General features: G+C 61.9%; 16 protein-coding genes. 5 read left to right on the forward strand and 11 right to left on the reverse strand.

Annotation, left to right across the window (positions count from 1 at the left end):
* Positions 1-4: 4 nt before the first annotated feature.
* The 3 genes from GJA_RS14925 to GJA_RS14935 form a co-directional block, all read right to left on the reverse strand.
* Positions 5-1,462: a Ppx/GppA phosphatase family protein gene (locus GJA_RS14925; protein ID WP_038493528.1), complete on the reverse strand. Its 1,458-nt coding sequence runs from the start codon at positions 1,460-1,462 to the stop codon at positions 5-7.
* Between the two features lie 122 nt (positions 1,463-1,584).
* On the reverse strand, positions 1,585-2,739 hold the full coding sequence (locus tag GJA_RS14930) for a GGDEF domain-containing protein (protein WP_038493531.1): 1,155 nt from the start codon (positions 2,737-2,739) through the stop codon (positions 1,585-1,587).
* Between the two features lie 47 nt (positions 2,740-2,786).
* Positions 2,787-3,062, reverse strand: a complete 276-nt coding sequence (locus GJA_RS14935) for a hypothetical protein (RefSeq protein ID WP_038493534.1) — start codon at positions 3,060-3,062, stop codon at positions 2,787-2,789.
* 310 nt (positions 3,063-3,372) lie between these two features.
* Here GJA_RS14935 and GJA_RS14940 point away from each other — a divergent pair, with 310 nt between their 5' ends.
* On the forward strand, positions 3,373-4,047 hold the full coding sequence (locus GJA_RS14940) for a spermine/spermidine synthase domain-containing protein (RefSeq protein ID WP_144241549.1): 675 nt from the start codon (positions 3,373-3,375) through the stop codon (positions 4,045-4,047).
* Here GJA_RS14940 and GJA_RS14945 read toward each other — a convergent pair.
* The 3 genes from GJA_RS14945 to GJA_RS27855 all read right to left on the reverse strand — a co-directional run bounded on the left by GJA_RS14945 (position 4,044) and on the right by GJA_RS27855 (position 5,226).
* Positions 4,044-4,520, reverse strand: coding sequence for an acyl-CoA thioesterase (locus tag GJA_RS14945; protein WP_038493540.1), 477 nt, complete (start codon positions 4,518-4,520; stop codon positions 4,044-4,046). The two genes, GJA_RS14940 and GJA_RS14945, sit on opposite strands and share 4 nt — an antisense overlap.
* A gap of 78 nt (positions 4,521-4,598) precedes the next feature.
* Positions 4,599-4,967: a hypothetical protein gene (locus GJA_RS14950; RefSeq protein WP_038493543.1), complete on the reverse strand. Its 369-nt coding sequence runs from the start codon at positions 4,965-4,967 to the stop codon at positions 4,599-4,601.
* A gap of 118 nt (positions 4,968-5,085) precedes the next feature.
* Positions 5,086-5,226: a hypothetical protein gene (locus GJA_RS27855; RefSeq protein WP_167541124.1), complete on the reverse strand. Its 141-nt coding sequence runs from the start codon at positions 5,224-5,226 to the stop codon at positions 5,086-5,088.
* Positions 5,227-5,462: 236 nt separating this feature from the next.
* Here GJA_RS27855 and GJA_RS14955 point away from each other — a divergent pair, with 236 nt between their 5' ends.
* Positions 5,463-5,651, forward strand: a complete 189-nt coding sequence (locus GJA_RS14955; RefSeq protein WP_038493546.1) for a hypothetical protein — start codon at positions 5,463-5,465, stop codon at positions 5,649-5,651.
* Here GJA_RS14955 and GJA_RS27390 read toward each other — a convergent pair.
* Positions 5,641-5,829, reverse strand: a complete 189-nt coding sequence (locus GJA_RS27390) for a hypothetical protein (RefSeq protein WP_144241550.1) — start codon at positions 5,827-5,829, stop codon at positions 5,641-5,643. The genes GJA_RS14955 and GJA_RS27390 overlap by 11 nt on opposite strands.
* A 205-nt stretch (positions 5,830-6,034) precedes the next feature.
* Between GJA_RS27390 and GJA_RS14960 the strand changes: the two genes are divergently transcribed.
* The 3 genes from GJA_RS14960 to GJA_RS14970 all read left to right on the forward strand — a co-directional run bounded on the left by GJA_RS14960 (position 6,035) and on the right by GJA_RS14970 (position 9,667).
* Positions 6,035-7,240 carry a glycosyltransferase gene (locus tag GJA_RS14960; RefSeq protein ID WP_038493550.1) on the forward strand — a complete coding sequence of 402 codons (1,206 nt, stop codon included), beginning with the start codon at positions 6,035-6,037 and terminating at the stop codon, positions 7,238-7,240.
* A 191-nt stretch (positions 7,241-7,431) separates the two neighbouring features.
* Positions 7,432-8,400 carry an EDSAP-1 family PEP-CTERM protein gene (locus tag GJA_RS14965; protein ID WP_061301572.1) on the forward strand — a complete coding sequence of 323 codons (969 nt, stop codon included), beginning with the start codon at positions 7,432-7,434 and terminating at the stop codon, positions 8,398-8,400.
* A gap of 277 nt (positions 8,401-8,677) precedes the next feature.
* The gene (locus GJA_RS14970; RefSeq protein WP_038493556.1) at positions 8,678-9,667 is read left to right on the forward strand and encodes an EDSAP-1 family PEP-CTERM protein; all 990 of its coding nucleotides are present in this window, start codon (positions 8,678-8,680) and stop codon (positions 9,665-9,667) included.
* Positions 9,668-9,697: 30 nt separating this feature from the next.
* Here the strand turns inward: GJA_RS14970 and GJA_RS14975 are convergent, their stop codons facing one another.
* The 4 genes from GJA_RS14975 to GJA_RS14990 form a co-directional block, all read right to left on the reverse strand.
* On the reverse strand, positions 9,698-10,378 hold the full coding sequence (locus GJA_RS14975; protein ID WP_038493559.1) for an acyltransferase: 681 nt from the start codon (positions 10,376-10,378) through the stop codon (positions 9,698-9,700).
* Between the two features lie 23 nt (positions 10,379-10,401).
* Positions 10,402-11,544, reverse strand: a complete 1,143-nt coding sequence (locus GJA_RS14980) for a nitroreductase family protein (RefSeq protein WP_051780931.1) — start codon at positions 11,542-11,544, stop codon at positions 10,402-10,404.
* Positions 11,541-12,416 (reverse strand): ThiF family adenylyltransferase, encoded by an 876-nt coding sequence (locus GJA_RS14985; RefSeq protein WP_038493562.1) that lies wholly within the window; start codon positions 12,414-12,416, stop codon positions 11,541-11,543. The genes GJA_RS14980 and GJA_RS14985 overlap by 4 nt, the downstream gene beginning before the upstream one ends.
* 156 nt (positions 12,417-12,572) lie before the next feature.
* Positions 12,573-14,153 (reverse strand): methyl-accepting chemotaxis protein, encoded by a 1,581-nt coding sequence (locus tag GJA_RS14990; protein WP_051780933.1) that lies wholly within the window; start codon positions 14,151-14,153, stop codon positions 12,573-12,575.
* Positions 14,154-14,227 lie beyond the last annotated feature (74 nt).

A 14,227-nucleotide genomic window follows, 5' to 3' on the forward strand; every position in this document is an offset into this window, starting at 1 on the left:
CGGCTCAGGCACTGGCGCGGATGCTGAAATCGACCCCTACGTCATCCCAGAATTCCTGCTCTTTCTCCATCCAGAACGACACCGTCGGATGGTGCGCCACCCAGTCGCGCTTGATGTCGAGCTCGATGCGGCTTTTCATGCGCAGGCGCAGTTCGCTGAAATCGGCTTCGATGCGCGCGTGCATGAACAGGATCGCCAGCCGCAGCGCCAGCACCGCCTTGGCGAAGTCCGGTTCGGCCAGCGCTTCGCCGATCTTGCGCAGGTTGCCCTTCTGCGCCATGATCAATTTGCTCATGGTGCGCTGTTCGCGGGTGGTAAAACCCGGCAAATCGGCGTTTTCTATGATGTAGGCCGCGTGCTTGTGATACCCGGTCTGCGACACCACCAGCCCCACTTCGTGCAGCAAGCCGCTCCAGCGCAGGCATTTGCTGAGTCCGTCCGAAGCCGGCTTCAATTGCGCGTACATGGCCAACGCGTGTTCGGCGACCCGGCTGGCGCGGCCTTGGTCGACGTGGAATTTTTCCATATAGCCGCGCACCGACTGTTCGCGCCGGTCGCGCTTGGTCGAGCGCAGGTACAAATCCCACATCACGCCCATGCGCAAGCCCGCCTCGATCGGCTGCATGACCTGGATATCGAGCTCGCGCACCAGGCCGATCAGGATCGCCAGGCCGCCGACGATGGTGCTGGCGCGGTCCGGCCGCAAGCCCGGCATGTCGATCTTGCCGACGTGGCCGAATTCGATGAAGCGCTGTTTTAATGCATCCAGGCTCGGGCCGGACAAGTCCCCGCGTCCCAGGCTGTTGCGGGCGATGATGTCGGCGATGGTGCGGATGGTGCCGGACGAGCCGTAGGCGCTTTTCCAGTGCTGCGGATGGTAAGGCGGTGCGGCGTCCTCGAAATGGCTGCGCGCCGACAGGATCGCCGCCTCGAACGACGGGCCGTCGATACGGCCGCCGATGAAAAACGACAAACTTTGTTTGACGGTGCCGAGGCTGAACGATTCGACCCGCTCGATATCCTGGCCGCGGCCCAGTATCAGCTCGGTCGAACCGCCGCCGATATCCATCACCAGGCGCCGCTCGCCGGGAATGACCAGCGCGTTCGCGACGCCCATGTAGATCAAACGGCCCTCTTCTTCACCGGAAATGATTTCGATCGGGTAGCCAATCGCCTGTTCGGCGGCCGGCAGGAAGGCCGAGCCGTTGCGCGCCACCCGCATCGCCGACGTGGCGACCACGCGCACCGCGTCGAGCTGGTGGCCGGCCAGGATGGCGCGGAAATTCTTCAGGCAATTGAGCGCGGATGACATCGCCGCGTCGGTCAGGTTGCCGTCGGCATCGAGGCCGGCGGCCAGGCGTATCGGGTCGCGCACGCTTTTCAGCACGCGGATGGTTTCGCCATCGTGCTTGCCGATGTGCAGACGAAAACTATTGGAACCCAGATCAACCGCAGCGTACATATTTATAAGCCTTTCATTAAACTTCACCGCGAAGGCTTTCACTTCTTTCCAGTCCACCGGACCTTGATATATATCAAAAATCCTATCACACTACAGGGAATTTATGACCGGCCGATGACAATTTAACCGTCGAGCGTGACAGCAAGGGCTTCGGCCACTTGATTGCGGCCTTTTTGCTTCGCTTGCTGCAACGCTTCATCGGCGCGCTTGAACAGGCTGACGGTGCTGTCTTCGGCGCGGATGACGGTCACGCCGAGGCTGGCGGTCAGGTTGATCACCGCCTTGCCGGTCTTGACCGGCAGGTTTTCGATCGCGGCGCGTATCCGTTCGGCCACCAGCAGCGCGTCGCCCAGGCCGGTGCGCGGCAACTGGATGGCGAATTCGGCGCCGCCGAGGCGGCCCATCATATCGCTGTCGCGCAATTGTTTTTTGCACACGTCGACCATCGCCTTCAACACCATGTCGCCGGCCGAATGACCATAACTGTCATTGATGCGCTTGAAATGGTCGAGGTTCAGCACGATCAGCGCGGTCGGCAAGCCGGGCCGCCGCGCCAGCGCCATCCACGGCGCCAGTGCATTATAAAAGCCGCGCCGGTTCGGCACGTGGGTGACCACGTCGATCATTTCCAGCCGTTCCATGTCGCGCTGCAATTTCTCGCGCGACAACAGCAAATAACCGAAGGCGTTGCACAGCATCATCAAATACAGCGCGCCGAAACCGGTCGCCTGCATCAAGTCCGGATCGAATTGCGGATCGATCGCCGTGAACAGGCCGCGCGCGGCGATGGCCAGCGTCAGCACGCTCATGCTGACGATCAGGAAACGCCGCAACATGCTGCCGCCGCGCCAGCCCTTGCCGACCAGCAGCGCGGCGATGCCGGCCGCGAAAAAGCCGCTGACGATCAGCGAACCGGCGCCGCTGCGCAAGGCCGGTGCGATATCGAAGCCGTAGCAACAGGCAAACAGCGCCAGCGCCAGACCCAGCGCGTAACACATCGGCCGGCGCCACGCCATGCGCCTGGCGCTGTCCCACAAGGCGCCGGCGTCCAGCGCCATGCCGGTGAAAAGCAGCGCATTGCCGAGCAACACGGAAAGAAAATCGGGGATGACGCCACGGAAATACAGCAAGCACCAGGCCGCCGCCTGGCATTGCTTGGCCACCGCCCAGGTCGACATGCTGAGCGACTTCTTATGCTCGTATTCGAAAAAGAACAAGGCCGCGCACAGGCTCAAATTACCCAGCGCCAAAGCGAGTACCAGCGTTTTAATATCCATGAGCGATCGTGTCAGCTATCGTATTAGCGGGGCGTCAAGGGCAGCCATCAGATTTCATGCTCGACATTCAAACTGCCGTCGCCGATCTTGCTGGCCCACGCCAGCACAAAGAAATTCTTTTCATCTTCCGTCGGCGCTTCATGCCAGAACACGATCAGCGTCCCCTTGTGGTCGTGAATCTGGGCAACTTTTTCAATGAAGTGCCGGTTGCCGGCCCGGTCGGCCAGCGCCGCCGTGTAGCCATACACGCGGGTCAGGCGCTCGATACGGTCAGGCTCGGTAAAACTGTTGGTTGCGGTAATCGTCGGGTGATCCAAAAACATAGTTACTTCTCTCCATGGTGACCGCCAGTGCAAGACGCCGTTTTCTGCTGCGGCGCACACCGTTGATCGTTGTCCCACCATGCAGTACGGCATGTATCTAGACCATCGGCATGCCGAAATCAGGTATGCTCAGGGGCATCTGGTCAGCTGTCGTGGAGCTTATCAGAATTCTTTAGCGGCAACAAAATATCCACCCCATTCACGCCCCTGAACCAGCCCCAGAGCCATGCCCCGTTGCGCCGATCAAACTTGCCCGCCGCCCCTGGTGCTGACCCGGGGCGACCGCCGTTCACTGGAATTCAAGCCGGGCATGATTCAGAGCGAAATGCGGCTGTCGCGCCCCGACCAGCTGGTGCTGCGCTATGCGCGCGCGATGATGTGTTTTGCGCTATTCAATCCGCAGCCGCGCCATATCGTCATGGTCGGGCTGGGCGGCGGTTCGCTGGCCAAGTTTTGCCACCGCCATTTCCCATCGGCCCGCATCACGGTACTGGAATTGCGCGCCGACGTGATCGCGCTGCGCGACCATTTCATGATCCCGCCCGACGACGCCCGTTTTCGCGTGATCCATACCGACGCGGTGACGTATATCCGGCGCCATCCGGGCAGCGCCGACGTGCTGCTGGTCGATGGTTTTGACGAAAGCGGCTTGCCGCCGGCGCTGGGCAGCGCCCGCTTTTACGCCGATTGCCGGCGCGCGCTGGTGGCCGGCGGCGTGCTGGCCGCCAATATCTTCAGCTATGACCCGCATTACGCGGCCATGCTGGACCGGCTGGAAGTGGTGTTCCGGCGCCGCGTGTGCGCGCTGGATGGCATCGCCGGCAATAACCACATCATTTTTGCGGTCAGGCAGGATGCCGGCGCCGCAGCAACCCGGGCCGGCAAGACGCAGCGCCTGCTCGCCTTGCGGCGCCGCGTCGGCCTGCACTGGCTGAACCGCATCCTGGTGCGGCTGTTGATACTCCAGCTATCGAGGCGCCGTTAAGCCTTCTTGCCGCTGTGCAGCCGGTGCATTTGCTGCCGGGTCTGCTTGCGCAGCTTGGCTTGCTCGAAGCGCGCCACCTGTTCCGGCGTCGCCAATTCCAGCGGCGGCACGGCCACCGGCTTGCGGTTGGCATCCACCGCCACCATCGTGAAGTAACAGCTGTTGGCGTGGCGCACCAGGCGCTGCTGGATGTTTTCAGTCACCACGCGGATCCCCACTTCCATCGACGTGGTGCCGGTATAGTTGACCGACGCGAGGAACGTCACCAGTTCGCCGACATGGATCGGCTGCAAAAACATCACCTGGTCGACCGACAAGGTCACCACATAGCTGCCCGAATAACGGCTGGCGCACGCATACGCGACGCTGTCGAGGTATTTCAAGATGGTGCCGCCATGCACATTGCCGGAAAAATTGGCCATGTCGGGCGTCATCAGGACCGTCATGGTCAGCTCGTGAGCCGACCAGTTCATTGCGTTTTCCAAGCTGACTCTCCACAGTGGGAAGGTAAATAAAAACCGGCGCCGTGATTACGGCGCCGGTGGTCGGCATTACAGTCCGAGGGTGTCGATATCGGCCAGCGAAGCGCTGCCTTTTTCCGAGATGTCATAACCGTCGCCGGCGTCGCGCGCAATGATGTGGGCTTTCTTGCCGAGGAAATAAGCCACGTCGTCGTCCAGCCTGGCGGCCGGATTGTCGGCGATCGCGCGCAAGCCGTTGATGCAGCGGCGCACGAACAGCAATTGTTTGGCTTTGTCGGTGATGGATAAACGGCCGTCCTTGCTAAAACTAAATAGTTTCAAGCCAGACAAGCGTTTGGTATTGCGCGCCACGCAAGCGGTGACGCGGTCACCTCTGATACCACGCGCAACTTGTTCCAGCGCATCGTATTCATCGGTCGTTAATTTCTCGTTCTTCATTACTTTTCCATAAGAGGCCAGGTGTTCGGCCCCCATGGTACGCGCCCGGCGGCGCATCGGCAACAGGCAACGCCTTTTATCAGCGGCGGCCGGCCCCCGGCCACGCCGCTTATATGGCTTATTTCAGCGTGCGCAGCACCAGCCAGACCAGGCCGGCGCTGGCCACGCCGGACAGCAGCACCAGCGCGGCGAGACCACGCGCATTCCAGCCGGGAGAACGGCGTCCGAGATAAATTTTGTTATGCAAGGAATTGCCCATGACGGTCTCCTGTACAAGAATTATTGTGATGACTCATTATAAGAATAGTTTCATGACGACTGCATGACACTCGACAGTTCGGGTATCTTTTGTGTCCACAAAGCAACAATTTTGTTGTTGAAATGTCTCAGCTGAAAAACAATCGGTGACTATCGTTTTCATAGGGAAACGCGCGCCACCCGCGCGGGGCATTTGCTAGCATCAGCGATATCGAGCAACACACTCTGGAGGCTTGGATGGCCCAGCAAAAACAGCCGCGGCAAGACCCGCGGCACCTGTCGGACGAAGCCGATATCGGCAGCGGCGAAGCAACGCCGGGCCAGCACGATACCGAAGAATGGATACGCCAGATTCCACCGCTGCCGCCGCGCCATGACGCGCCACCGCCCGGTCCCGGGCGGGCGCCGGAAAAACTCAAGCCTTGATCGGCACCTGGTGCGGTATCGGTTCCTGGATCGGCACCGGGTCGATTTGCGGCACTTCCTCGGGCTGTTTCGGCGGGTCGGGATCGCCCGCGGGCGGCGGCGGGATATCCGGCTCCGGCGTAGTATGGGCGCGCAGCAAGCCGGGCTGATGCAGGTCATGGTGCATGTGTGGGTTCATGTGTGCCTCCTGATTTTACGCAACGTAAAAAATCATCATACGAGACGCAGATAGGGCGCGCTTGTGAATTATCAAGCGTGCGGAACGTGCGTTGGCGCACACAAAACCGGTATTCCTAGCGCCGCCATGGAACCAGGCGATAGCGCCGAGGTCGAATCCATTCCAGCCCGGATCGTGCTGCAGCGAGCTGAGATGGGAGGAAATCATGATGGCGCGCAAAAAAATCCTGTTCCTCGCCGAAGCGGTGACGCTGGCCCATGTCGGCCGCCCGCTGGCGCTGGCCGCGCTGCTCGACGCGCAGCGTTTCGCAATCGAATTCGCCTGCAGTCCAGGCTGCGATGCCTGGTTCAGGGATAGCGGCTGGGTGCGCCATGACGTGCACAGTATTTCTAGCGCGCAATTCTTGAAGGCCTTGGCCGATGGCAAGCCCGTGTATGACGCGGCCACCCTCGCCGCCTACGTCGAAGACGACTTGCGGCTGCTGGACACGCTGCGGCCGGATATCGTCATCGGCGATTTCCGCCTGTCGCTGTCGGTCAGCGCGCGGCTGGCCAAGGTGCCGTATGTCGCGCTGATCAATGCCTATTGGAGCCCGTATGTACGGCAGCATTACAGCGTGCCCAGCCTGCCGCTGAGCGCGCTGCTGCCGATTCCGCTGGCCAACGCCCTGTTCAAGCTGGCCCGTCCGCTGGCCTTCGCCGCCCATACGCTGCCGCTGAACCAGGTGCGGCGGCGCTATGGCCTGGCGCCGCTGGGCCCGGATTTGCGGCGCATCTACACCGATGCCGACCGCACGTTATATGCCGACGTTCCCGAGTTGTTTCCGCCGCAGGCGATGCCGGCCAGCCACTCCTACCTTGGCCCGGTGACCTGGTCGCCGCCCTGGGCCGAACCCGGCTGGTGGCATCAATTGCCGTCGGACAAGCCGCTGGTCTATGTCACGCTGGGAAGTTCCGGCCAGGGCCAATTGCTGCCGCTGGTGCTGCGCGCGCTGGCGTCGCTGCCGGTCAGCGTGATGGCCGCCACCGCCAACACCGTCGAGCTGGGCGACGTACCGCCGAACGCCCATGTCGCGCCATTCCTGCCCGGCGAGACGGCGGCGCGCCGGGCCAACCTGGTGATTTGCAACGGCGGCAGCCCGACCAGCCAGCAAGCGCTGTCGGCCGGCGTCCCGGTGATCGGCATTTGCGGCAACCTCGACCAGTTCCTCAACATGCACGGCATCGCCGCGGCCGGCGCCGGCACGCTGCTGCGCGCCGACCGTTTCAGCGAAACGGCGTTGCGCAACGCCACGCAACGCATGTTGAACGATGCAGCAAGCAAACAGGCGGCACAACGGATTGCCGGCTGGTTCGCCAGCTATCCGGCCGGCCCTCGGCTGAGCAAGGCGCTCGACCAGCTACTGCGCTAGAGCCCGCGTCGGCTTTTTTTACAGGGACCGGCAGGAATTCTGAAAAAAATCAACATTTTAAAGTCAAGTCGTTGATTCATAAGGGAATACAGCACGTGGCACGGGAGTTGCTGAGTAATCGTCGTGGCACCGTCCTATCGGCGCCAGGAAAACAACTCTTGATTAACCAAAATCCAAGTGAGGTATCCCAAATGAAACTCTTGAAACTCGTTCCGCTGCTGGCAACGCTGGCCATGCTGGGCGCGGCCGGCAGCGCCAGTGCCGGAGGCTACGGTTATTCCTACAATAACATCTTTGGCTTGACGATTACCAATCCGACCGGCGTTATCACGGTAGCCAGCACCACCAATATTTCGCGCTCCACCGCCACGTTGAATGGCGTCAGCGTCATCAATGGCGGCACCGGCGTGCTCGACTCGCCGCAAGCGGCGGTCGGCGCCGTCACCAAGGGGGAAAACGACTTCACCCAGCAAGGGCCGACCGGCACTTACTCGCGCGGCGATGCGCAAATCGTCAGCACCCAGTTCCCGCCCTTCCCGCCCGGCGCCACCAGCACCCAGGCCGTCAATGCGGCCGAAGTCCACCTGGGCACTACCGGCACCGGCGATGCGTCGGGCCGCAACGGTTCGACCACCGGCTTCTCGGTCAACTTCGTCGTCGGTTCGCCCACCGCATCGCTACTGTTCGATTTCCAGGCCGATCCTTTCATGCAAGTATTCCTGCAATCGAACGTCGGCGCCGGCTCGTCGTCCACTGCCAACCTGGTGGTGACGTTCACCATCACCGATGCGACTGGCGCCACCGTGTTCAACTGGGCGCCGGACGGCTTGCTCGGTTCGGGTATCGCCGGCGGCACTGAACTGGCCGACGCCGCCAACCTGAATACCGGCCTGGCAACCAATACGCTGACCAAAGGCACGCTGTTTACCTATGATCCGACCGGTTGCGGCGCGCCGACCGGCACCGGCATCGGCACCGGCTGCGGCGGCACGTTCACCGCGCTGACCAATGCGCTGGCTGCTGGCAACTATACCTTGACGCTGAACGCGGTCGAAAGCGTCGATGTGATCAAAACCATACCGGAACCGACTACGCTGGCCTTGCTGGGCCTCGGCCTGGCCGGCCTGTGCTTCGGCAGCCGCCGCAAGGAAACCGTATAAGAACATGAGTTAGCTGGGCGGGGAGTCCATCGGCACTGGCGGGGAGCGATCCCCGCTTTTTTTCGTCCATCTTTTTAGATATGCGGCTGGGCATGCTGTCGGAATACTTTACAGTCACGGCCGATATGCACGGCTTTTCAAAATTTTTCGGATGTAAATGCTTGATTCAAAAGAAAATATTCCTTCTGGCAAGGAAGTTGCTAAGTAAAGCGTACAGCCCCGTTTTGACAGGCTGACCCGCTTACTCCCCGACTCACCTCACCAGAAGAGGATCATCATGAAACTGTCCTACCTTCATGCGTTTTTCGCGGCGGCGCTGGCCATCATGCTGCTCGGCTCCAGCAATGGCGCCCATGCTACAGCCTACGGTTATTCGCACAACAACATCTTTGGCTTGAGCATCACCAATCCGACCGGCGTGATTTCAATCGCCGGCAATACCGATATCTCGCGCGCCACCGCGACGCTGAACAACGCCAGCATGATTACCGGCGGCGCCGGCTTCATCGATGCGCCGCAAGCGAAAATGGGCGCCGTCACCAAGGGGCAAAACGATTTCACGCAGCAGGGCCAGGGCGGGCCCGCTTATTCGCGCGGCGATGCGCAAATCGTCAGCAGCCAGTTTCCGCCCAATCCGCCGGGTGCGACCACGACCCAGGCGGTCAATTCGGCCGAAGCGTTCCTGAACAATTCCGGCACCGCCGATGCTTCCGGGCGCAATGGTTCGACCACCGGCTTTTCAGTCGACTTCGTGGTCGGTTCGCCCAGCGCGACGATCTTGTTCAACTTTAGCGCCGATCCATACATGCAAGTATTCCTGAACGCGCTGGCCGGCCCCGGTTCGGCGGCGACCGCCAATCTGTCGGTGACCTTCACCATCACCAACGCGGCCGGCGCCACCGTCTTCAACTGGGCGCCGGACGGCACGCTCGGCTCGGGCATCAGCGGCGGCCTCGAAATCCTCGACGGCGCCAACCTGAATACCAATCTGTCGACCAATACGCTGACCAAGGGCACGCTGTTCACCTACGATCCCAACGGTTGCGGCGCACCGGCCGGCACCGGCATCGGCACCGGCTGCGGCAGCGCCTTCGCGGCGCGCACCAATCCGCTGGTGGCGGGTAATTACACGTTGACCTTGAATTCGGTCAACAGCGTCGACTTGGTCACCACGCCGCTGCAAGTCATTCCCGAACCGGCCACGCTGGCCTTGCTGGGGCTGGGCCTGGCCGGCCTGTGCCTGAACAGCCGCCGCAAGCCTGTGTGACGGCAGCCGGGGCCGCGCGTGCTTGAACGTTCAAGCCGCCGCGGCGCTGGCGCCTTTTCTTTTCAGCAACCGTGCCGGTATGCCGCCCCAGATTTCATCGGCGCCGATGCGGCTATCCTTGGTCACCACCGCGCCGACCGAGACAATCGCGCCATTGCCTATCGTCACGCCCGCCATCACCACCGCCGTCGCGCCTATCGTGACGTTGTCGCCGATATGCACCGACTTCAATTCCAGTCGCTGTCCCTCGATCACATGCGCAAAGATCACCGCGTCATGGCCGATGATGGTGTTGCTGCCGATATGGGTCAGCGGCGGATCGAGCAGTACGCCCGCGCTGTAGGTATTGCGCCCCAGCCGCGCCCCCAGCGCCAGGTAAATCAGGCGCAGCAAGGGCACTGGAATGAAATGGGTGCGGATCAGCGAATTGAACAGCAACAAATAAAACAGGATATTCACATTCGCCACCAATTCCGCCCGCGTGCCATGCGGCACCACGCCTTCACGCAGCGGCATCAGCAGCAAGAACAAGCGGTACACGATCAAGGCATAGCCATACAGCAACAGCAACGCGACCACGAATAACAGCACGCCGCGAAACTCTCCCAGCGGCAGCGACGACAAGCATGCCTCGCTGGCGATCACCAGCACCACGATCAAGGCCAGCAGTGCGATGAAAAAAGCGATATGCGCCGGTTTGATTTCTCGCATGATATCTCTCCCCTGGAGTCCGCTTAGCGGATCGCGTCCTGGCCGCTATCGTGATAGTGATCCGGCTCCGCTTTCGGCCCCGGCCCGAGGTTCTTGCTCAAGATTAAATCGGCCAGCGGGCGCCGCGTCGACCGCGCCCTGGCCGCCGGGCCGGCGCCGATGCGCCCCATGAACACTGCCCGCTCCAGCCGTTCCGCGCCGATCAGCGCGGCGCACTGCTGCGATAATTCGCGCGCATCTTCCTGCATGCCTTCGGTCGCCGAAAAGATCCGCGCATCGCGCACGTAGCGCGAAAAGATCAGCGGCGTCAGTTCCGGCTGCAATTGCAAGCCGAGCTGGGTCGCAGTCAGCCAGAAGCGCTGCACCGCGCGGCCGGCCGCGACATAATCGTCGATGCCGTACGGACGTTCTTCGGCCAGCAGCACAAAATGCGCCGCGCACGACAAGCCCGGTATCACATCCATTTGCAGCCGCGGCGCCACGGTGCCGGCCAGGAAGGTATTGAAAAAATCGACGCGGCGCCAGCTTTGCATGATCCAGCGCATCAGCCTGGCGGTCAGCGGATCGACGCCCAGCGCCTGGTCGGGAATCCGGTCGCGGCTGAACTGGGCGTTCCATTCGATCACGGCGCGGTGTACTTTGTGGGCCTCGGGCATGGTCAGCCGCAGCCGGGCATTGTTCGACATCAGCATCGCGCTCGCCCACCGTTTGCGGAAACCTTCCAGCCACAAGACCCGGAAATCCACCGGCAGCGCCGCGGCCAGCGCGTTTTTCTCGCTGCTGCGCAAGCTGCGCGTGCTGAGCTTGCGGCGCTGCACGCTGCGCTGCAAGATGAACGCGGCCAGCGGATCGGCAACCAGTCCGGCCTGCTCGCTAAAAACGATGTCGAAGGTCGGCCGGGTATCGGGCAGGCTGGCGCGCCGCTGCGCCTGCATGACCAGGCCGAAGGCGCTGGCGGCAATCGCCATGCTTTCCAGCAATGCGCCCAGCGAAATCTGGCTCGGGTGGCCATCCAGGTCATACACGCAGTGGCTGCGCGTATCGAAGCCATGCACCACCAGCCGCCGCGCATCGAGGATTTCAAAGCGCCAGGGCTGGGTGTTGTCGCCGCTGGGCGCCCAGCGCGCCAGCTCGAGTATCTGTTCCAGCACGGTATCGATCGTCATCTTGATTCCCCTTGCGCGGCCCAGCGCCGCTTGACGATGGCGATCGCCAGCCGCTGCAGCGGATGCCGGTTGCCGCCGGGACGCCAGGTATGCACCAGCCGGTTGCGGTAAGCGTCGAAATGCCAGCCGTGCGGCGCGGCCCACACCTTGCCGCGCGCCAGCAATATTTTCAACGCCTCGGTGGCGGCCACGCCGGCGCACAACTGGCAGCCCATGATGGTCGACGGCCCGCGCTGCTCCTTCAAATTGATCGCCGACGGATCGACCAGGTAGGCGCCATGCAAGCGCGACGGCGCCAGGCCGACCAGGAAACGCAGTGCCTTGTCGGCGTCCGGCAAAGCGCCCCAGCCGAAATACTCTTCGAACGTCATCTTGCCAGGCAAGAAATTGAGCAGCGCCGCGCCCATGCCCAGCGGCGCGGCGGTGATCGCCGGGATGCCGAGCCGGGCGCACATGGCGAACGTCGACTGGCGCGCCGCGAAGGCAAAAAAATCCAGGCCGTCGACATACAGGTCGACGCCCTGGAAAAACGCCGCCAGGTTAGCGTCGTTGATGCCGTCGGGAAAACGCTGGATCAGCAGTTCCGGATTGATATCCTTGGCCATCTGGGCCAGCACGTCGACCTTGGGCTGGCCCAGCGTGGACACGGTGGCGCCGACCTGGCGGTTGAAATTGGCGATGTCGAAGCGGTCGAAGTCGGCGAGATGGAAGGCGCCGATGCCGAGCCGGACCAGGGTCAGCAGATGCACGCCGCCGACCCCGCCCATGCCGGCGATGGCGATGCATTTGCCGCGCAATATCTCTTGCTCGGCTTGCGTGACCCAGCCGATATTGCGCGCAAATGCGGCGTGGTATGAAAAACTGTCTGTCATGGTCACCTCGTTTGGTGCAAACGCTAGGCTGATGCTCCTTGTGCTGCCGAGGCTGGCGCCCGGCCTAAGGAGTTTTGACAGAGAATTTTGAGGGAAGTTCCGTAAATGAATAAAGAGCGTTTGCGCGATGGCAAACGAGGCAAACGCCCTGGGCGATTAATTCAGAAGAGTCCGCTTAACACCCGCTTGCACCGTATGGCCATGCTTGCCGGCAAGCTGGTCCAGCTTGAACACGCTGACAATCTGCGCCAGGCCGGCGGCCTGGTCGTTCATCGCCTGCGCGGCGGCCGAAGCCTGCTCCACCAGCGCCGAATTTTGCTGCGTCATATTATCCATGTCGACGATGGCATGGTTGATTTGCTCGATGCCGGCACTCTGCTCCTGGCTGGCCGATGCGATCTCGGCCACGATATCGGTCACCTGCCTGACGCTGGCCACCACCTTGTCCATCGTCGCGCCGGCCAGCGCGACCAGTTTTTCGCCCGCTTCGACTTGCTCGGCCGAACTGTCGATCAACTGCTTGATTTCCTTGGCCGCCGCGGCCGAGCGGTGCGCCAGGTTGCGCACCTCGGTCGCCACCACCGCGAAGCCACGGCCCTGCTCGCCTGCCCGGGCCGCTTCCACCGCCGCGTTCAAGGCCAGGATATTGGTCTGGAACGCAATGCCGTCGATGACGCTGATGATGTCGCCGATTTTCTTCGACGACGCATTGATCGAGCCCATGGTATTGACCACCTGGCCGACCACGCCGCCAGCCTGGCTCGCCACCTCGGACGCGGAAATCGCCAACTGGTTGGCTTGCCGCGCATTGTCGGCGTTCTGGCGCACGGTGGACGTCATTTGTTCCATCGTCGAAGCAGTCTCTTCCAGCGAACCGGCTTGCTGTTCGGTGCGCGACGACAAGTCATGGTTGCCTGAGGCAATTTCGGCCGACGCGGTGGAAATCCCATCGGCGTCGCGCCGCACCTGGCCGACGATGGACGCCAGGTTGTCGCGCATCGCCTTGATCGCAAACAGCAGGCTGGCATTGTCCTCGGGCCGGGTCTCGATATGGGTGGTCAAGTCGCCGTTGGCGATCTGGCCGACGATCGCCGCAGCATGGTCGGGCTCGCCACCCAGCTGGGCCACGATGCGGCGCAGCATATGCCAGGCCAGGCCGCCGACCACCACCATCAGCGCAACGCCGATGGCCAGCAAGGTCAAGGCATGGCGCCAGAATTCATGGTTGATGTCGTCGATATAGGTGCCGGTGCCGACCAGCCAGTCCCACGGCGCGAACTTGATCACCGCATACATCTTGGCCACCGGCCCCTGCACATTCGGCCGGGTACCATCGGCCTGCACCACCCCGATGCGGCTATGGGCCAGCGACGCGCGGTAGCGGTCGCCCGATTCCTTCATATTCTTTTGCGGCGTGCCGACCCGCGCCGGGTTCGGATGCACATACAGTAAATCGGTACTGTAATCGCGCACGAAATAATACATTTCATCCTTGACGAAGCTGCCGATCGCTTGCTTGGCTTGCTGTTGCGCCTGTTCGCGCGTCAGCTTGCCGGATTGCTCCAGCGCATAAGCTTTTTCGATCGCCGCATTGGCCAGCTCGACCATGGTGGTGATCTGTTCGGTGCGCTCCGTCATCATGGTCTGGCGCAGCGAGTACAAGGAAACCGAGGCGATGCAAATAATGCCCAGTAAGGTGCTGACGCATAACAACAGAATACGGGAACGGAGTTTCATAGGCTTTTTAATACACGCAATTTTATTGTTATAAAAAAATGGCGGCGCCTCGGCGCCGCCTCTTTCATTTATTG

Source organism: Janthinobacterium agaricidamnosum NBRC 102515 = DSM 9628 (assembly GCF_000723165.1).
GTDB classification, from domain to species: Bacteria; Pseudomonadota; Gammaproteobacteria; order Burkholderiales; family Burkholderiaceae_D; genus Janthinobacterium; species Janthinobacterium agaricidamnosum.